At 71.6% G+C, this 17,742-nt stretch carries 17 protein-coding genes; 8 read left to right on the forward strand and 9 right to left on the reverse strand.

Annotation, left to right across the window (positions count from 1 at the left end):
* Positions 1-295: 295 nt before the first annotated feature.
* Positions 296-1,627, forward strand: coding sequence for a macrolide-binding ATPase MABP-1 (locus tag ADBZ5N_RS10585; RefSeq protein ID WP_526257445.1), 1,332 nt, complete (start codon positions 296-298; stop codon positions 1,625-1,627).
* An 85-nt stretch (positions 1,628-1,712) separates the two neighbouring features.
* Here ADBZ5N_RS10585 and ADBZ5N_RS10590 read toward each other — a convergent pair whose 3' ends face one another.
* Together ADBZ5N_RS10590 and ADBZ5N_RS10595 are read right to left on the reverse strand one after the other, a co-directional pair.
* Positions 1,713-1,964 (reverse strand): WhiB family transcriptional regulator, encoded by a 252-nt coding sequence (locus ADBZ5N_RS10590; RefSeq protein WP_526257446.1) that lies wholly within the window; start codon positions 1,962-1,964, stop codon positions 1,713-1,715.
* Positions 1,965-2,200: 236 nt separating this feature from the next.
* Positions 2,201-2,605, reverse strand: coding sequence for a hypothetical protein (locus ADBZ5N_RS10595; protein ID WP_526257447.1), 405 nt, complete (start codon positions 2,603-2,605; stop codon positions 2,201-2,203).
* A 69-nt stretch (positions 2,606-2,674) separates the two neighbouring features.
* Here ADBZ5N_RS10595 and ADBZ5N_RS10600 point away from each other — a divergent pair, with 69 nt between their 5' ends.
* Positions 2,675-3,214 (forward strand): TetR family transcriptional regulator, encoded by a 540-nt coding sequence (locus tag ADBZ5N_RS10600; protein WP_526257448.1) that lies wholly within the window; start codon positions 2,675-2,677, stop codon positions 3,212-3,214.
* Between the two features lie 3 nt (positions 3,215-3,217).
* On the opposite strand, the gene ADBZ5N_RS10605 is transcribed toward ADBZ5N_RS10600, so the two are convergent.
* Entirely contained in the window at positions 3,218-5,323 is a 2,106-nt protein-coding gene (locus ADBZ5N_RS10605) for a UvrD-helicase domain-containing protein (RefSeq protein ID WP_526257460.1), read from the reverse strand.
* 37 nt (positions 5,324-5,360) lie between these two features.
* Here ADBZ5N_RS10605 and ADBZ5N_RS10610 point away from each other — a divergent pair, with 37 nt between their 5' ends.
* The 3 genes from ADBZ5N_RS10610 to ADBZ5N_RS10620 are packed head-to-tail and all read left to right on the forward strand — an operon-like array spanning position 5,361 to position 6,346.
* Positions 5,361-5,606, forward strand: coding sequence for a mycoredoxin (locus ADBZ5N_RS10610; RefSeq protein ID WP_526257449.1), 246 nt, complete (start codon positions 5,361-5,363; stop codon positions 5,604-5,606).
* Between the two features lie 29 nt (positions 5,607-5,635).
* A complete protein-coding gene (locus ADBZ5N_RS10615) occupies positions 5,636-6,112 on the forward strand; it encodes a hypothetical protein (protein ID WP_526257450.1) in 477 nt (158 codons plus the stop codon).
* An 18-nt stretch (positions 6,113-6,130) separates the two neighbouring features.
* Entirely contained in the window at positions 6,131-6,346 is a 216-nt protein-coding gene (locus ADBZ5N_RS10620) for a hypothetical protein (protein WP_526257451.1), read from the forward strand.
* Positions 6,347-6,408: 62 nt separating this feature from the next.
* Here the strand turns inward: ADBZ5N_RS10620 and ADBZ5N_RS10625 are convergent, their stop codons facing one another.
* The 3 genes from ADBZ5N_RS10625 to ADBZ5N_RS10635 all read right to left on the reverse strand — a co-directional run bounded on the left by ADBZ5N_RS10625 (position 6,409) and on the right by ADBZ5N_RS10635 (position 8,959).
* Positions 6,409-6,738 carry a hypothetical protein gene (locus ADBZ5N_RS10625; protein WP_526257452.1) on the reverse strand — a complete coding sequence of 110 codons (330 nt, stop codon included), beginning with the start codon at positions 6,736-6,738 and terminating at the stop codon, positions 6,409-6,411.
* Positions 6,739-6,953: 215 nt separating this feature from the next.
* Entirely contained in the window at positions 6,954-7,880 is a 927-nt protein-coding gene (gene nudC / locus ADBZ5N_RS10630; protein ID WP_526257461.1) for an NAD(+) diphosphatase, read from the reverse strand.
* Complete coding sequence (locus tag ADBZ5N_RS10635; protein ID WP_526257453.1) at positions 7,877-8,959, reverse strand: potassium channel family protein; 1,083 nt, start codon at positions 8,957-8,959, stop codon at positions 7,877-7,879. The genes nudC and ADBZ5N_RS10635 overlap by 4 nt, the downstream gene beginning before the upstream one ends.
* Positions 8,960-9,028: 69 nt before the next feature.
* On the opposite strand from ADBZ5N_RS10635, the gene ADBZ5N_RS10640 reads away from it, so the two are divergent.
* A complete protein-coding gene (locus ADBZ5N_RS10640) occupies positions 9,029-9,427 on the forward strand; it encodes a DoxX-related protein (RefSeq protein WP_526257454.1) in 399 nt (132 codons plus the stop codon).
* Here ADBZ5N_RS10640 and ADBZ5N_RS10645 read toward each other — a convergent pair.
* Both ADBZ5N_RS10645 and ADBZ5N_RS10650 read right to left on the reverse strand, forming a co-directional pair.
* On the reverse strand, positions 9,381-12,701 hold the full coding sequence (locus ADBZ5N_RS10645; protein ID WP_526257455.1) for an ATP-dependent helicase: 3,321 nt from the start codon (positions 12,699-12,701) through the stop codon (positions 9,381-9,383). The genes ADBZ5N_RS10640 and ADBZ5N_RS10645 overlap by 47 nt on opposite strands.
* Complete coding sequence (locus tag ADBZ5N_RS10650) at positions 12,698-15,808, reverse strand: PD-(D/E)XK nuclease family protein (protein WP_526257456.1); 3,111 nt, start codon at positions 15,806-15,808, stop codon at positions 12,698-12,700. The genes ADBZ5N_RS10645 and ADBZ5N_RS10650 overlap by 4 nt, the downstream gene beginning before the upstream one ends.
* Before the next feature lie 175 nt (positions 15,809-15,983).
* On the opposite strand from ADBZ5N_RS10650, the gene ADBZ5N_RS10655 reads away from it, so the two are divergent.
* Positions 15,984-16,454 (forward strand): cupin domain-containing protein, encoded by a 471-nt coding sequence (locus ADBZ5N_RS10655; protein ID WP_526257457.1) that lies wholly within the window; start codon positions 15,984-15,986, stop codon positions 16,452-16,454.
* Positions 16,455-16,476: 22 nt separating this feature from the next.
* Here the strand turns inward: ADBZ5N_RS10655 and ADBZ5N_RS10660 are convergent, their stop codons facing one another.
* Positions 16,477-16,902 (reverse strand): hypothetical protein, encoded by a 426-nt coding sequence (locus ADBZ5N_RS10660; RefSeq protein ID WP_526257458.1) that lies wholly within the window; start codon positions 16,900-16,902, stop codon positions 16,477-16,479.
* Positions 16,903-17,008: 106 nt separating this feature from the next.
* On the opposite strand from ADBZ5N_RS10660, the gene ADBZ5N_RS10665 reads away from it, so the two are divergent.
* On the forward strand, positions 17,009-17,742 hold a 734-nt coding region (locus ADBZ5N_RS10665; protein WP_526257459.1), incomplete at its 3' end, for a protease pro-enzyme activation domain-containing protein.

Raw genomic sequence — 17,742 nt, forward strand, 5'->3', positions numbered from 1 at the left:
CGTCGGCCCCCCGGCCGGGCCGCCCCCGCACCCGGGCGGTAGTGACCTGCGCCCACCTTCGCGCGACAACCTCCCAGAGGGGGACGGCGAATGACGGAACGCACCTCATCCAGTCCTCCGGTTCCGGCGCACCGCGAGCCCACGCGCGGACGTTGTCGCGCGAAGGCGGGCAACAGTCACACCCGCCGGAACACGGGCGCCACCCGCGCCCGGGCACCGCAGCCCAGGCAACGCAGCCCGGTGACGATTCCCACCGCGCCATTGACCCGCCACGTCCGTCGGGGATGATGGGGGCGTGGCTGACGACGACATCAAGCGCGGCAGCGCACGCCGCAACGCCAAGCTGGCCAGCATCCCGGTCGGCATTGCCGGGCGCGCCGCGCTGGGTGCGGCCAAGCGGCTGACCGGCAAGTCCAAGGACGAGGTCAACGCCGAGCTGATGGAGAAGGCCGCCAACCAGCTGTTCAGCGTGCTCGGAGAGCTCAAGGGCGGGGCCATGAAGGTAGGCCAGGCGCTCTCGGTGCTGGAGGCGGCCATCCCCGAGGAGTTCGGCGAGCCCTACCGGGAGGCGCTGACCAAACTGCAGAAGGACGCCCCGCCGATGCCGGCGGCCAAGGTGCACCGGGTTCTCGACGGACAGCTGGGCACCACGTGGCGCGACCGGTTCGCCGAGTTCGATGACACACCGGTCGCCTCGGCCAGCATCGGGCAGGTGCACAAGGGCATCTGGGCCGACGGCCGCGAGGTGGCCGTCAAGATCCAGTACCCGGGCGCCGATGAGGCACTGCGCGCCGACCTGAAGACCATGCGGCGGCTGACCAGTGTGCTCAAGCAAATCGCGCCCGGCGCTGACGTGCAGAGCGTCGTCGACGAACTCGTCGAGCGCACCGAGATGGAACTGGACTACCGGCTGGAGGCCAACAACCAGCGGGCCTTCGCCAAGGCCTACGAGGGGCATCCGCATTTCGCGATCCCCCACGTCGTGGGCAGTTCACCCAAGGTCGTCGTCAGCGAGTGGATCGACGGCAAGCCGCTGGCGGAGATTATCCGAGCCGGCACCCGGGAGGAACGGGATCTGGCCGGTGCACGGCTTTTCGAGCTGACCTTCGACGCCCCGTCGCGGGTCGGGATGATGCACGGCGACGCCCACCCAGGCAACTTCATGCTGCGCGACGACGACCGCATGGTCGTCATCGACTTCGGTGCGGTGGCCCCGCTGCCCAACGGCCTGCCCGAAGAGATGGGCATCATGATCCGGCTGGCCCAGCACAAGAACTACGACCTGCTGCTGCCGACGATGGAGAAGGTGGGCTTCATCCGCAAGGGCGAGCAGCTGTCGATCGAGGCCATCGACGAGATGCTGGCCCAGTACGTCGAGCCGGTGTCGGTGCCGGTGTTCCACTACACCCGCAAGTGGCTGCAGAAGCACGCCCAGTCGAATATGGAGCGCGCCCCTCAGCAACTGAAGATGGCCCGGCAGATGGACCTGCCGGCCGAACTGGCGATCCCGCTGCGGGTGATCGCCTCCAACGTCGCGATCTCCTGCCAGCTGGACTGCCGCGTGGCGGTGCGGGAACTGGCCGAGGCGCTGATCCCCGGCTATGCCGAACCCGAGCCGGTGATCTAGGCCTGATCCGGCCTCGACTCCTGAGGTGATGGACGCCGCGTGGCGGTGAGCGGTCAGCCCGTTGAGCGACTGCGCCCCTCAGCACTCACGCAGCGATCCCGTCCTTGCGCGGACGGCCGCGAGGCCGCTTGCGGGCCAACACCGTTCCGCGTTCGAGGATCTCCCCGCCCCACACCCCCCAGGGCTCGGCGCGGTCCAGCGCGGCGGCCAGACACTGCCGGCGCACCGGGCAGTCCCCGCACAGCGCCTTGGCCCGCTCCAGGTCGGCCGGGTCCTCGGCGAACCACAGGTCCGGGTCGGCGGCGTGGCACGGCAGCAGGGTTTCGGCGACGGACATCGGGTTCACCTCTCTCGTGGAATCTCTTCTCGGACATAAAAAATGGCCACGGACTTCATCTGTCCGTGGCCTGGAAATCGGGTTCGTCGCCTACTGAAGCGCGCTCCTGTCCACGGACACGGTAGCGGCGGCGTGATGCGCGGCGGCGAACAACATGAAAGCAGAGTATCGGCCCACCGCCTCGGGGCACAACTGATTTATTTCGGCCCGCCGACGGTGAGCGTCGGCGGCTAGCGCTAGCCCGCCGTCGCGGGCACCACCCGTCCGAGCATCACCTGACCGGCGAGGATCAGGCTGGCGAAGGCGAACAGCAGCGCCGAGGCCACCCAGGCCAGCGCCTGGCCGGTCTGGCCGTACAGCCCGGGCACGAAGCCGATCGCCAGACCGTCGAAGGTCATGGCGCCGGCCACCGCCCAGGTGAACACCGCCTGCTGATCGAGTCGGCGCATCCTGGCGACCCACTGCAGAAACCAGACCGTGGGCGGGGCCGCCAGCGCACAGGCCAGGTAAACCATGACCCGCCAGTGTGTTTCGAGCAGCAGCGACGGCGACAGCAGTCTGATCAGGAGCGCAAAGGACAGTGCGACGAGTGCACCCACCACCAGACCGGTGACGGCGGTGCCGCGACTGCGTTCATCCATGGTGGACTCCCTTAATTTGTAGTGACTACTACAAACTAGTGTAGATCGGGCGGCCACTACGCTCAAGACGTGGGCTACAAGCACTCCCGGGACGACATCTTGGCCGCGGCGGTCCAGCTGGCGACCACCGCCGGGATCGGGTCGGTGACGTTCGGCTCGGTCGGCCAGAGCCTGGGCATCAGCGACCGCACCGTCGTCTACTACTTCCCCACCAAGAACGAGATGATCGCCGCGGTGATCGGCGCGCTGGGCGGGCAATTGCAGAGCACGCTGGCGGGCGCGTTCGGCGACGCCGCGATCCCAGTCGACGACCTTCGGCGGCGCGCCTGGCCGGCTCTGGCCTGCCCGGCCGCCGACCCGGTGTTCGCGGTGTTCTTCGAAGTGGTCGGTCTGGCCAGCGCGGGCGATGAACCGTATGCCTCGCTGGTCCCGTTGCTGTTCAGCGGATGGGTGGACTGGATCGAACCGCGGATCGACGCGCCCTCGGCTGCGGAGCGCCGCCGGCAGGCGCTGGCGACGGTGGCCGTGCTGGACGGACTGCTGATGCTGCGCCGCATCTCCGGTGCACGGGCGGCCAACGCCGCGGCCCGCGAACTGGGCATCGCCTGAGCCTCAGCGGCGGGCGCGCACCAACCCCAGCACGTCGGCGCCGAACTGTTCGAGTTTGCGCGCCCCGATGCCGGGGATGGCGACCAGCGCGGCGTCGTCGGCGGGCAGCGCCTCGGCGATGGCGATCAGAGTGTTGTCGGTGAACACCACGTAGGCCGGGACCTTCAGTTCCCGGGCGATGTTGAGCCGCCATTCCTTGAGCTGGGCGAGCAGTTCCTCGTCGATGTCCACCGAACAGGTTTCGCAGCGCCGCAACATGATTGCCGGTGCGCTGGTCAGGAGGGCGTTGCACACCCGGCAGCGCGGGGTGGCACCGCGCTGGCGGCGCGGCTTGGCCGGGTCGGCGGCAGCGGCGCGGGCCTGCGGGGCGATGCCGGTGAGGAACCGTGACGGCTTGCGGCCCTGCCTGCCCCCGGGGGCGCGGGCCAGCGCCCAGCTGAGCTCCAGATGCGTTCTGGCCCTGGTGACTCCGACGTAGAGCAGGCGGCGCTCCTCTTCGACGGCCTCGCTGTCCGGGCCGTGGGCCAAAGCATGGGAGATCGGCAGGGTGCCGTCGGCCAGGCCGACCAGGAACACCGCGTCCCACTCCAGGCCCTTGGCGGCGTGCAGCGAGGCCAGCGTCACACCCTGCACCGTCGGGGGGTGACGGGAGTCGGCACGCACCCGCAACTCGGCGACCAGGGAGGCCAGGTCCAGGTCGGGCCGGGCGGCGACCTCCTCGTCGACCAATTCGGCCAAGGCGCGCAACGCTTCCCAGCGTTCCCGGGCCCGCACACCGGTGGGCGACTCGGCGGTCAGGCCCAGCGGCTCGAGCAGTTCGCGCACCAGTTCCGGTAGTGGCCCGTGATCGTTTCCCGAGTCGCTGCGCTCCTGCCCGCCGGAGGCTCCTCGATCCCCCGCCCGCTGCAACGCCACCAGCGCCTGGCGGATCTCCTGGCGGGAGAAGAAGCCCTCCCCGCCGCGCACCTGGAACGGGATACCGGCCCCGGTGAGGGCCTCCTCGTAGATCTCCGATTGGGCGTTGATGCGGTAGAGCACCGCGATTTCGGCTGCGGGCGTGCCGGATTCGATGAGCTGCTTGGCGGCGCGGGCCACCCCGGCGGCCTCGGCGACCTCGTCGGGGTGCTCGCGGAACGTCGGCTCCGGGCCGGGCGGGCGCTGACCGATCAGGTGCAGTTTGGACCCGGCCATCCGGCCGCGGGCGGCGGCGATCACCCGGTTGGCCAGCGACACCACCTGCGGGGTGGAGCGGTAGTCACGCTCCAGGCGCACCACCGTCGACTCCGGGAAGCGCCGGGAGAAATCCAGCAGGTAGCGCGGTGAGGCGCCGGTGAACGAGTAGATGGTCTGGTTGGCGTCGCCGACGACGGTGAGGTCGTCGCGGTCGCCGAGCCAGGCGTCGAGCACCCGCTGTTGCAGCGGGGTGACGTCCTGATATTCGTCGACGACGAAACAGCGGTAGCGGTCCCGGAACTCACCGGCCACCGCCCGGTCGTTCTCGATGGCCGCGGCGGTGTGCAGCAGCAGATCGTCGAAGTCCAGCAGCGCCACCCCGTCGCGGTTGGCTTTGAGCGCCTCGTATCCGGCGTAGACGGCGGCCACCTTCGCCGCGTCCAGCGGGATGTCGCGGGCGTTCTCGGCGACCGCAGCGGCGTAGGTCTCCGGGGTGATCAGCGAGGCTTTGGCCCACTCGATCTCCCCGGCCAGATCGCGCACGTCGTCGGTGGAAGCCTGCAACCGCGCCCGGTTGGCGGCCTGGGCGACGACGGCGAACTTGCTGTCCAGCAGCTGCCAGCCGGTGTCGCCGACCACCCGCGGCCAGAAGTAGGACAGCTGGCGGCGGGCGGCGGCGTGGAAGGTCAACGCCTGCACCCCGGCGACGTTCATGCCCCGCAGCCGGCTGCGCATCTCCCCGGCCGCCCGTGAGGTGAACGTCACCGCCAGCACCTGCGCGGCGGCGACGTGCCCGTCGGCCACCAGATGGGCGATCCGGTGGGTGATGGTGCGGGTCTTTCCGGTGCCCGCCCCGGCCAGCACGCACAGCGGGCCGCGCGGGGCGAGCACCGCCTCGCGCTGCTCGTCGTCCAGGCCGCCCAGCATGGCGTCCATCTTGGCAGCCGGGCCGGACACGATAGGTTCTCCTGCTATGAGCGGCTCGGAATTGATCATGTACTCCACGGTGTGGTGCGGCTACTGCCGTCGGCTCAAGACGATGCTGAAGTCCGAGGGCATCGCGTTCACCGAGGTGGACATCGAGCACGACCCGGACGCGGCGGACTTCGTGATGAGCGTCAACGACGGCAACCAGACCGTGCCGACGGTGAAGTTCCCGGACGGCAGCGCGCTGACCAATCCCAGCCTCAAAGACGTCAAGGCCAAGCTGGGAGTGTGAGTGCGATCGGGGCGGCTATGGTTACCGCCATGATCAGCACTCGGGTAGTAACCGCGTTGGGCGTGGGTCTTGCCGCTGTCGGGATCTCGGTGGGCACCGCATGGGCGGGTGGCCCCCCCGGCGTCGTCGACGACACGCCTGGTCCGCCGGGTTCCTACGGCGGCATGTTCGCCGCGGTCGGCAGCGGCACCTTCGAGGATTTCGGTGACGGTGTCGGTGGCCGCAACGTCGAGGTGGGCTACGACGCGTTCGGCAACACCGCCCAGGAGGCCACGGCCAGCCTGGTCGGGCAGTGTCAGGCCGACGGCGGGGTGAACTGCTCGGCCGACATGGTGACCAACGACAATCTGTGCATCGTCTCGCTGGCCGACGGCCGCACCAATGTCAATGCCGGCGGGGCCGGGCCGACCATCGAGGCTGCTCGCCTGGATGCGCTCGCCCGGGCCGCGGCCGCCAATATGCCGATGAGTCCGGATTCGGTTGTCCTGATTTCCAATTGCCCGTAGCTGCTGAGAGACGAGACCATGACTGTTAGAGGAAAATTCGCGTTGGCGGCGGTGGGCATGGTGGCGGCCGCGATGGTGTCTGCCCCGACCGCAAGCGCGCAGCGCGAGACCTGCCGCACCTCCGGCGACGCGACCACCTGCCAGACCAACGGCAGTGTGTCGATCGCCGCGACGCCGGGAACGAAGGCGCCGCCGGCGAACCGGCCGCAGATCCCCTGGCTGGTTTACGGCTGATCGGAGCTCGGGCCCGTTGGGCCCATTTGCCGGGTTGGGGCATGTCAGTCCGGAGACCCCGTTCAGTCCGGGAAGAGTGGTCGGTGCCCGCCTTCGCGCGACAACACCTCGTCAAGCAGTAGTTGGACCCTCGTGATGATGCGGTGTGCGGTCGACCGCGGGACGGCCCCCTGCGCGTAGCGGCCGCGACCGCGGCGGCGAACCCGGTCGCGGCGCATCTCCCACCGCAGGGTGTCCGACACGGTCTTGGACGGCCGACCGGCGACGGTGAACCCCCAGCGATGTAACTCGGCGACGAGTTCGGCCACCGTCATTGGACCGTGCAGTTGAAGAATGCGGGTGAGCACGTAGCGCAAATCGGTGCTGCGCAACAGAAGCGGCGTTGACGTCATTGACAGTGATAGCGGCGATGGCGGCGATGGCGGCGATGGCGGCGATGGCGAAGCGTCCATGCCGGCCACCATGACACGGGGCGCCGACACGTCCGGAGTTGTCGCGCGAAGGCGGGCACAAGCGGCACCGGTTTCCGCGCGCTACCACCGTTGTCGCGCGAAGGTGGGCACACCCGGCACCGCTTCGCGCGCTGCCACGTAGCCGCGGGCGCTGCTCAGTCGGCGAACGCCCAGGACTCGATGATCTCCCGGGCGATCGAGATGGAACCGGGCAGCAGCAGCCGCGAGGTCGACTCGCTGCTCCAGTCGCCTTCAGCCAGAGCGGCGCGCACCTCATCGCGGGTGAACCAGGACGCCTCGGCGATCTCGCCGTCGTTGAACGCGAACTCCTGCTCGGGGTCGGCGACGGCGTGAAAGCCGACCATCAGTGAGCGCGGGAACGGCCACGGCTGGCTGCCCAGATAGGTGACGTCGGTGACGGTCAGGCCGATCTCCTCGGCGATCTCGCGCGCGACGCAGGTCTCGAACGACTCACCGGCTTCGACGAACCCGGCCAGCAGCGAGAACAGCCGCAGCGGCCACACCACCTGACGGGCCAGCACCGCGCGGTCGTGCCCGTCGTGCACCAGGCAGATCACCGCCGGGTCGACGCGGGGGAACTCCTCATGCCCGGTGAGCAGGTTGCGTCGCGCCCACCCGGACCGGACCGGCCGGGTGGGACTGCCGTCAGACGGTGAAAAGCCCGCGGTGTCATGCCAATTCAGCAACGCCAGGGCACCGGCCACCAATTGGGCGGCGACGTCGTCGAACCGCACTCCGGCCCGGCGCGGGTCGATCGCGCGGGCCGGGATCCCGTCGGGGGCCTGCAGCGGCGCACGCACCGCCCAGGCGTGCCGGCCGTCGGGCATCCGGCCCAGGAACACCGCCTCGGCCGGCGGGGTGTCACCCAGTTCGGCGGCCGGGGTGAGCACCAATTGCCCGTCGATGACGAGGACCTGGTTGCGCTCATCGACCCGAAGCAGCACCGCCTGTACCCATCCCTGCCGGGCGGCGTCGACGTCGGTGCGCAGGTGGTCGGCGCGGTCGGCCCCGACCCGGGAGAGCAGCGGGATGTTGCGCAGTCGGAAGCTCACGCGGGTCAGTCCACGTCAGCGGAGCGGACGTAGAGCAGACGGTCGGTGGACTCCAACGCGTCGACCTTGGCGTCGTCGACCCGCAACAACTGGCCGTCGCGCACCACCCCGAGCACGATGTCGGGAATGTGCCGCGGCGAGCCGCCGACCTCCTTGGGTTCGACACCCCGCTCGGCGATCACCAGGCCGGCGTCCGGGGTGAGCAGATCCTCGATCATCTCCACCACGGTCGGCTTGGAGGTGGCCAGACCCAGCAGCCGGCCGGCGGTCTCCGACGACACCACCACCGAGTCCGCGCCGGATTGCAGCAGCAGATGACGGTTCTCGGCCTCGCGCACCGAGGCGATGATGGTGGCCTTCGGCGCCAGTTCCCGGGCGGTCAGGGTCACCAGCACCGCTGTCGGGTCGCTGTTGGTGGCGACCACAATGGCTTTGGCGTGCTGGGCGCTGGCCAGCCGCAGCACATCGGACTTGTTGGCGTCGCCGCGGATGGTGACCAGGCCGGCGGCGTTGGCCCGGTCCAGCGAGGCCTGGTCGGTGTCGACGACGACGATCTCGGCCGGCGGAACGCCGTCGCCGATCATGGCCGACACCGCGGTGCGCCCCTTGGTGCCGTAGCCGACGACGACGGTGTGGTTGCGCACGGTGTTCCTCCAACGCTGGATTTTGAAGGCCTGCCGCGAGGCGACGGTCAGGGTCTCCACGGTGGTGCCGATCAGGACGATCAGGAACAGCACCCGAAGCGGTGTGATCAGCAGGACGTTCATCAGCCGGGCGTGATCGGTGACCGGGGTGATGTCGCCGTAGCCGGTGGTCGACAACGACACGGTCGCGTAGTAGATGCAGTCCAGCAGGCTCAGGGTTGTCGGTTCGCTGCCGATGTCGCGATAGCCGTCCCGCTCGAGGTAGACCACCAGCACTGCGGCGGCGAGCACCAGAAAGGCGTAGAGCAGGCGGCGGGCGATGCGCCGGCCCGGAGGGACGAACTTGTCCGGGATGCGCAGGTGGTCGACGAGCGCCGAGTCCGGTTTGGTGGTGAGGTTTTCTTCGATTGCGTCGAGCTGACGCCGCAGCCGGCGGTTAGGCACGAGCGCTCGTCATCAGTTCACCTGATCCGTTTCGCCGAGCAATCGCCACCACACCGCCATTATGAAACCATGCCCAACACTTCGAGCGAACCTGTGAGCCAGCGGCCCGCCTACCGGATGGGGGCGATGCTGATCGGAATCGGCGCCGGCCACTTCCTGGCGCCCAAGCCCTTCGACACCATCGTGCCCGCCGAACTGCCCGGCAGCCCGCGTTTTTACACCTATGCCTCCGGGGTGGCTGAGGTGGGTGTGGGCGCCATGCTGCTGGTGCCGCGGACCCGGCGGGCCGGGGCGCTGGCCGCGGCGCTGCTGTATCTGGCGGTGTTCCCGGCAAACCTGAACATGGTGCGGCTGTGGAAGGACAAGCCGTTGCCGATGAAGGCTGCGGCGCTGGCCCGGCTGCCGATGCAGCTGCCGATGATCACCCGGGCGCTGGCGATCCGGCGTAACGCTCCGCGTCGGGGTTGAGGCCGGGGCTGGGGCTGGGGCTCAGCCCGGGGTCGGCCGGGTTCAGCAGCGTCGCCAGGTCCTCGGCGTCGTAGAGCACCTCGGGTTCCACGGTGCGCCCGCAGCGCACGTAGTGGAACGCCGCCCGCACCTGATCCACCGGGCGCCCGGACAGCCCCGCCCAGGCCAGCCGGTAGACCGCCAGCTGTACCGCGGCGTGCCGGCGGGCTGCCGCGTCGGTGGGGGGTTCGCCGGTCTTCCAGTCCACCACCGTCACGCCTCCGTCGGGGTCGGCGAACACCGCGTCGATGCGGCCACGGATCACGGTGGTGCCGGCTTGGGTCAGGGCCAGCTCGAAGGGCACCTCGACGTCCAGCGGGGTGCGCGCCGCCCACCGCGAGGCGGTGAACGCGGCCTGCAGGGCGTCGAGTTGCTCGCTGTCGGCGCTCTGCGCCTCCCCCGCGCCGGGCAGGTCGTCGAGGTCGAAGAGCCGCTCGGCGCCGTAGAAGCGCTGCACCCAGTCGTGGAAGGCGGTGCCCAGCAGGGCGTGCGGGTCGGGCCGGGCGGGTAGCCGCCGGGTCAGCCGACGCGCGGCGGCGACGGGGTCGCGGTCGAGTTCGACCAGCGCGCTGACCGACAGTGTGGTGGGCAGCGGGCGCGGCGGTGGCTGCGCGGCGCGGGCCCGTTCGGCCAGCAGCGCGTCGACGTCGGCGATCCAGCCGTGCGGATCGTCGGCGTCATCGCCGGCCACGGCACCCTCGCCCGCGCCCGCCTCGTCCAGCGTCCCGGCCATCGCAGCGGCGACCAGTTGCGCACCGTACTCGACCTGCCCGCGCCGGCCGCGCAGCGGATCCGCCGGCCACAGCACCTCGATGGTGTTGTCCCGCAACGGGTTCGGCTCACCGTCAGCGGGTTCGGGTTCCCAGTGGGCGATCTCGCCGCACCCGGTGGTCTCGATGATGCCGCGGATCTCGACCAGGAAGTCCGACGGGCCGCGCGGGCTGGACTCGGTGGCGCCCCAGTGATGCCCGGACAGCAGCAGGGTGTCCTCGGCGCGGGTCAGGGCGACGTAGAGCAGCCGGCGTTCCTCGTCGGTGCGGCGGGCCAGCAGTTGATCGCGGTGGGCGCTGATGACGTCCTCGAGGGCTTTGCGGTCGGTGACCGCGGCGGTGTCCAGCAGCGGGACGCCGTGCCGACCCAACTCGCTGTGCTCGGTGTCGGCCCGGTCACCGCGCAGCAGTGGCGGCAGGTCAGCCGGGTCGGTGAGCCAGGTCCGCTTGGCGGCCGTCGACGGGAACACCCGGGCACTCAGGTGCGGCACCGCGACGATCTGCCACTCCAGGCCCTTGGCGGCGTGAATGGTCAGCACCTGCACCCGGCCGGGTGCAACCCCGACCTCGGCCGGGGCCAAACCGTTCTCCACCACCGCGGCGGCATCCAGGTAGGCCAGCAGGCCGGTCACGTCGGCGCCCGGGCGTTCGGCGTAGCCGGCGACGACGTCACCGAAGCGGTCCAGGTGCTCGGGTCCGGCCCCGGCGGCGCGGACCTCGGCGTCCACCCCGAGCAGGCGGCGCACCTCGGCGACCAGATCGTTGACCGGGTGGGTCAGGAAGCCGCGCAGCCGCACCAGTTCGGTTCCCAGGGCGCTGATCCGCCGGTGGCCCGGTACCGAGTAGGCCTCGGCCGGGCCCGGGTCGGCCAGCGCGTCGGCCAGCGCGGGGGTGTCGGTGTCAGCGGCGGCGTCGACGATCTGCCGGGCCGACATCTCGACGGGCCGGCGTTCCTCCAGCAATACCGCCCGGCGCCACAGCGCCGCCAGATCCCGCGCACCGAGCCGCCAGCGCGGGCCGGTCAGCACCTCCATGGCGGCTGTGCCGGCGGTCGGGTCGGCCACCAACCGCAGCATCGAAATGACCTGCGCCACTTCGGCGATCGACAGCAGGCCGGCCAGTCCCACGACTTCCACCGGGACGCCGCGGGCGGACAGCGCCGCGGCGATCGGGCCGGCGTCGGCGTTGCGGCGCACCAGCACCGCCGCGGTGGGCGGCGGCTCCCCCGCTTGCGCGGCCGCGGTGTAGCGGCCGGCGATCTGATCGGCCAGCCAGTCCCGCTCGGCGGCGACGTCGCGGTGCAGCGCGCACCGCACGTTGCCGGGCTCGGCGCCCGGGCGGGCCCGCAGCGGGCGGACCGCCACCGACCGCCGGCGGGCCGCGTCGGAGACGGCGTTGGCCAGGTCCAGCACCCGGGGCGGGTTGCGCCAACTGGTGCGCAGTTCCCGTGTGGGCGCCGCGGATCGGTCGCTCAACGGGAAGTCGGTGGTGAACCGCGGCAGGTTGGTGGCCGAGGCGCCGCGCCAGCCGTAGATGGATTGGATCGGGTCACCGACGGCGGTCAGCGCCAGACCGTCATCGACGCCGCCGCCGAACAACGCCGACAGTGCGATGCGCTGGGCGTGCCCGGTGTCCTGGTATTCGTCGAGCAGCACCACCCGGTAGCGGGCCCGTAGCTGCTCGCCGACTTGCGGGCGGGCGGTGGCCAGCCGGGCGGCGGCGGCCATCTGGGATCCGAAGTCCATCGCCTTGGCCTGACCCAACCGGGCGTGCAGGGCATCGATGAGCGGGACCAGCGCCGCCCGGTCGGTCTGGGTGTCGAGCATGTCGAGCAGGCGGCGGTTGGGGCCGTCGCCGCGCTGCCGCGGCCCGGCCGGCAGGTGATGCACCAACCGGTCCAGTTCGCGGTGGGTGTCGCGCAGCGCGGCGGTGTCGACGAGGTGTTCGGCCAGTTCGTCGGACAGCCGCAGCACCATGGCGGTCACTGCGGCGGGGGTTTTGTCCAGCGGCAGCAGCCCGGGGTGGCTGGCGACCACCTCGTAGGCCAGCTGCCAGCGCTCGGTTTCACTGAGCAGCCGGGCGTCCGGTTCGACCGGCAGTAGCAGCCCGAACTCGCGCAGCAGCGACCCGGCGAAGGCGTGGTAGGTGCTGACCAGCGGGCTGCCGGTGGGGGTGTCCAGGGTTTCGCCGAGGTGGCCGGACAGCCGGGCCAGCCGGGAACGCACCCGCCGCAGCAGCTGCCCGGCGGCCTTGCGGGTGAACGTCAGGCCCAGCACCTGCCCGGGGTCTGAGTAGCCATTGGCCACCAGCCACACCACCCGGGCGGCCATCGTCTCGGTTTTGCCGGCCCCGGCGCCGGCGACCACCACCATCGGACCGGGCGGTGCGGCGATCACCGCGGCCTGCTCGTCGGTGGGCTGCGGAAGACCAAGGGCGGCAGCCAGTTCGGCGGGGCTGTGCGTCATGACGGCTCCCCGGCGGCGTGGGCCGGGCAGGACGGCTTCAGCGGGCAGTGCGTGCAGCCGTCGTTGACCCGGGCGACGAACCGCGGCCCGGCGGTGGCCGCCGCGGCGGTGCGCACCGCGTCATGCCAGCCCGGGGTGTCGTCGGCGCCCAGCGCGGTCTGCTCGCGTTCGGTGGCACCGCTGGCCGACGGCTTGCCCACATACACCAGCCGGCCGCCGCCGGGCTGGTCGCCGTCGGGCAGCACCCCGGCGGACACCGCCAGTTGGTAGAGCCCGAGTTGGGCGTGCTGCTGGGCGTCGTCCTTGCTGACCGGGCTCTTGGCGGTTTTGACGTCGACGACCACCAGCCGGCCCTGCGCGTCGCGCTCGAGCCGGTCGATCCGGCCGCGCACCCGCACCCCGGGCTGGCCGTCGCCCGGCTCGGCGATCACCCCGTCGAGGGCCACCTCGGTGCCGACCTCGGTGAGCTCGTGGCGGGTGGCCGCCCGCCACGCCATGAACGCGGCGATCATCGCGCGGTGGCGTTCCAGTTCGTTGGCGGCATACCACGGGGCGTCGAACGGCAAAGCGGCCCAGAGGTTTTCCAGTTCCGCGCCCAGCTGCGCCTCGGTCTTGGTGGAGTCGGCCACAAGCGCGTGCACCAGCGACCCGAGGGTGGAGTTCAGCGCCCGCACCCCGGTGCCGCCGTGGCGTTCGGCCAGCCAGCGCAGCGGGCAGTCGGTGAGGGTCTGCAGCGTCGAGGGACTCAGCGAGACGGTGTGGCCGGAGTCCTCGTTGTCGCTCCACAGCGGCTCCTCGGTGCTGACCTCGGTCAGGCCGTGCCAGGTCGCCGGATCGGCGCCGGGCACGCCCGCGGCCGCCAGCCGGGCCAGTTGCTCTGCTGCACAGAGCCGTTCACTCTCGCTGACGGACCCGGGCGGGGCGCACACCATGGCGCGCAGCCGGCCCACCACTGCCGACGGTGCGAGCACCGGCGGGGCGGGCTGGGCGGGCGGCGGTGCGCCGCCGGCGGTGCCGCCGGCCAGCGCCGCCAGTTCGGCGACGAACGGCGACGGCAGGCAGGCCTGGTCGCCGGTGTCGCTGTCGACCGCGGTGATCAGCAGCCGGCGCCGGGCCCGGCCCATCGCGGCGATCAGCAGGCGGCGCTCCTCGGCCAGCAGTGGCGCGCGCACCGAGACCTCGTCGCCCATCCCGTCGAGGGTGTCCAGCAGCCGCTGGGTGCCCAGCACCCCGCCGCGCGGAGTGGTGTTGGGCCACAACCCGTCCTGCAGGCCGGCGATCACGACCAACTCCCAGTCCCGGCCCAGCGCGCCGTGCGGGCTGAGCACCGCCACCGTCCCGCCGGCCGGGGCGACGTCGAGGACCGGTGGCAGCTGAAGAGCCGCGAGGTGGTCGAGCAGGCCGGGCAGCGAGGCCCCGGTGGTGCGGGTGACGTAGGCGTCGGCGAGGTCGAACAGGGCGGTGACCGCGGCGAGGTTGCGGTCAGCCAGCGCACCGTCGGCGCCGCCGCGCTCGGCGACGGAAAGCCAGCGCCGCTGCAGGCCGCTGCGCTCCCAGGCCTGCCACAGGGTGAACCGAGGATCGCGGTGGCTGCGGTGGCTGCGGGCGGCGGCGGCCAGCACCGCGCGCACCTGCTTAACCGGGCCGGCCAGGGTCGGCGGCAGCTGCGGGGACTGTCCGGTGAGGGCCTCGACCAGCAACTCGCCGACCGGGCGGTCGGAGTCCGCGGCGGCGCGGCGCAACGATCGGCGAAGCTGGCGCAGCGACACCGGGTCGACCCGGCCGATCGGCCCGGTCAGCAGTGCGACGGCCTGCTCGGTGTCGAGCCGGCCGACGGTGGCGGCCAGCACGGTGAGCAGCGCCCGGGCGGCGGGCTGCTCACCGATCGGCCCGCCGACCGGGGGCTGGTCGACCGGAACCCCGGCCACCGTCAACGCCCGGCACAGCGCCGCCGCCGTCGACGCCGATCGGGTGATGACCGCCATCTGCGACCAGGCCAGGCCGTCAACCAGGTGAGCGCGGCGCAGCGCATCGGCGATCGCCGCGGACTCGGCGTGCTCGGAGTCGGCGACCCGGACGGTGACCACTCCCTGGCCGCCGGCGCCGCCCGCGCCGCTGTCGGCGCCGTCCAGCGTCCGCCACGCCGTGCCGGGCAACCCGGCGGCCATCCCGGCGACGGCCCGGGCGACGGCCGGGGCGCAGCGGTGCGAGCGGGTCAGGGTGAGCACGTCGTCGCCGTCGAGCAGAAGTTCAGGGTCGGCGCCGCGGAAGCCGAAGACCGCCTGGTTGGGGTCACCGGCCAGCACCGCCAGTTGCGCCCCGGCCGCCAGCACCCGCACCAGCCGGGCGGCCTGCGGGTCAAGGTGCTGGGCGTCGTCGACGAGCAGGACCCGCACCCGGGCCCGCTCGGCGGCCAGCAGTTCGGGGTCGGCGGCCAGTGCGTCCAGGGCGGCCCCGACCAGTTCCGCGGCGCCGAGCGCGGGCACGGTGGCCTGCGGCGCGGCGGTGCCGACCGAAGCGCGCAGCAGCATCACCTGCTCGTACTGCTGGGCGAACCGGCCGGCGGCGACCCACTCGGGCCGGCCCGAGGCCCGGCCGAGGCGCTGCAGAGCGGTCGGGTCGAGCCCGCGTTCAGCGCAGCGCGCCAACAGATCCCGCAGTTCGGTGGCGAAGCCGGCGGTGCTCAGGGCGGGCCGCAGCTCCCGCGGCCAGGCGCGCCCTCCGTCGTCGAGGTCCCCGGCGAGCAATTCCCGGATGGTGCCGTCGTGCTCGGCGGCGGTGACCAGCCGGGGCGGCGGATCCCAGGCCCGCTCGGCGGCCTTGCCCAACACCGAGAAGGCGTAGCTGTGCACCGAGCGCACCAGCGGTTCCCGCACCACCGGCAGGTCGGCCGGGGCCGCGGCGAGCAACCGCGCCGTCAGCGCCCCGCGGGTGGCGGCGGTCAACCGGCCGGACGTCAGCAGCAGCACCGACTCGGGATCGGCACCGGCGGCGATGTGGGCCACCGCAGCGTCGATCAGCCGGGTGGTCTTGCCGGTGCCCGGACCACCCACCACGCGCACCGTGCCGCGCAGGTCGGGGCGGAGCAGATCCTCGGGGGCGGTCATGTCAGCGATGACACCACGACCCACCGACAAACCCCGGCCGGGAGGCTGCGGTTTGTGGGGTCGTGTCGGGTTCGGCCGTTGAGACGACTCGGCTCACGATCCCGATACCCGGAATGGCTCCCTGGAATCGGGGCCGTCGAATACGTTTCATCGGAGCCCAACCAGGAGTCGACACGTGAAATCAGCAGGCCGCCACGATTGGAAGCACCACGGGGTGCGGGTCATCCCAACGGGCGCGCTGGATTGCGAGACGACTCAGATGACGGCCGGGATGGACCGATCGGTGGCGATCGACGCCGCGAGGGTCGGGGCGCAGAAGATCTGGGCGGGCACGGTCACCATTCACCCCGACGCCAAAACCGGCGCGCACCATCACGGTGAGCTCGAAAGCGTCATCTACATCGTCAAAGGGCGCGCGCGGATGCGCTGGGGTGAGCGGCTGGAGTACACCGCCGAGGCCGGCCCCGGTGATTTCATCTTCGTCCCGCCCTACGTGCCGCATCAGGAAATCAACGCCTCGACCGATGAGCCACTCGAATGCGTGCTGGTGCGCAGCGACAACGAGACCGTCGTGGTGAACCTCGACATCGACTCGGTGGCCGATGAACCCGAGACGGTGCGCTGGATCGACCCGATTCACCAGTGACGGGTTGAGCCGCACGAGCGCCTCAGACGAGCAGCAGGACGCCCTGCACCAGACTGACCGTCGCGGCCAGCAAGACCACGCCCGCGGCCGCGGCCCACGTCGCCGTCGAGACGGACGCGCCCCCGTTGGCGCGGGCCCGCAGCACCGCTACACCGACGAGGGCGACCAGCAGTGCCACCGCCATGGCGGCCATCCTCGGCAGCAGATGCGGGTCGTGGCCGGCCATCAGCCGGTCGAAACCGGTGAAGTCACCGTCGGCCACCGCCCGGTTGTAGGAGGCGTCCTCGGCGCGTTGGTAGAACCACTCCCCGCTGGTCAACGGCGTCAGCACCACGTTGGCCGCCGCTAACGCCACCACCGGCCAGACGAAGCGGCGGGCCGCCGGTCGCAGCACAACCGCGAGGGCCAGGACAGCCGTCAGGATCGGCAGGACGGTAAGCAGTCGCACACCGCTCAGGTTAAGGGCCCCGGTCGCGACCATCTACAGTCACCTCACGGGCGCGTATCAGAAGGGAATCCCCGATCATGACGCCATTAGCGAGGGTGCACTGAGGATGCCGGGGAGGATCAGCGGCCGGAAGGCGTTGCTGGCGGCCGCTCTGGCCGCCGTCAGCGCCGCGGCTCTGGTCGCCGTCGACGAGGACCCACTTCGGGGCGCACCGAGTTCGATCGCGGGCCCGTACGCGAATCTGCTGGCGGATTCCACCGATCTCGGCCCGGCCCGCGACAGCGACGTGCAGGTGACGGCTGCGCTGCGCACTGCCTCCCGGCCCGGTTCGCTCATCAGCTGGGCGGGTGAGCACGGGCTGGCGGTGCGCTGGGACACCGGCGATGAGTGGGCGTTCATCGAGGGGCCGGCAGCGTCGGTGGCGGGCGCCTTCGGTGTCGAGGTGCACGACTACCAGGGCCGGCAGGGCCAGGTCTTCTATGCCTCGCCGCAGCAACCGGCGGTGCCGGTTGCGCTGCGTGCTGAGGTCACCGAACTCGGCCGGATCCTCGGGTACACCCCACACCGCGAGAAGACCCGCTGGCAGCTGCCGCGAGAGGTACCCGGGCAGGCCTTGACACCGCAGGCACTGCTGCGCACCTACAACATCGAGCCGCTGCGGGCCGCCGGGTTCACCGGCAAGGGCTCCACCGTGGTCGTGTTCGCGTTCGACGGATTCGACCAGGCCGATCTGGACACCTTCGCCGACACCTTCGCGCTGCCCCGATTCACCCCCGAGGTGGTGGGCGGACTGCCGCCGTCACGGCGCGGCGAAGCCGCGATGGATCTGCAAGCCGTGCA

Origin of the sequence: Mycobacterium sp. (assembly GCF_044370595.1) — a bacterium.
Classification (GTDB): Bacteria; Actinomycetota; Actinomycetes; order Mycobacteriales; family Mycobacteriaceae; genus Mycobacterium.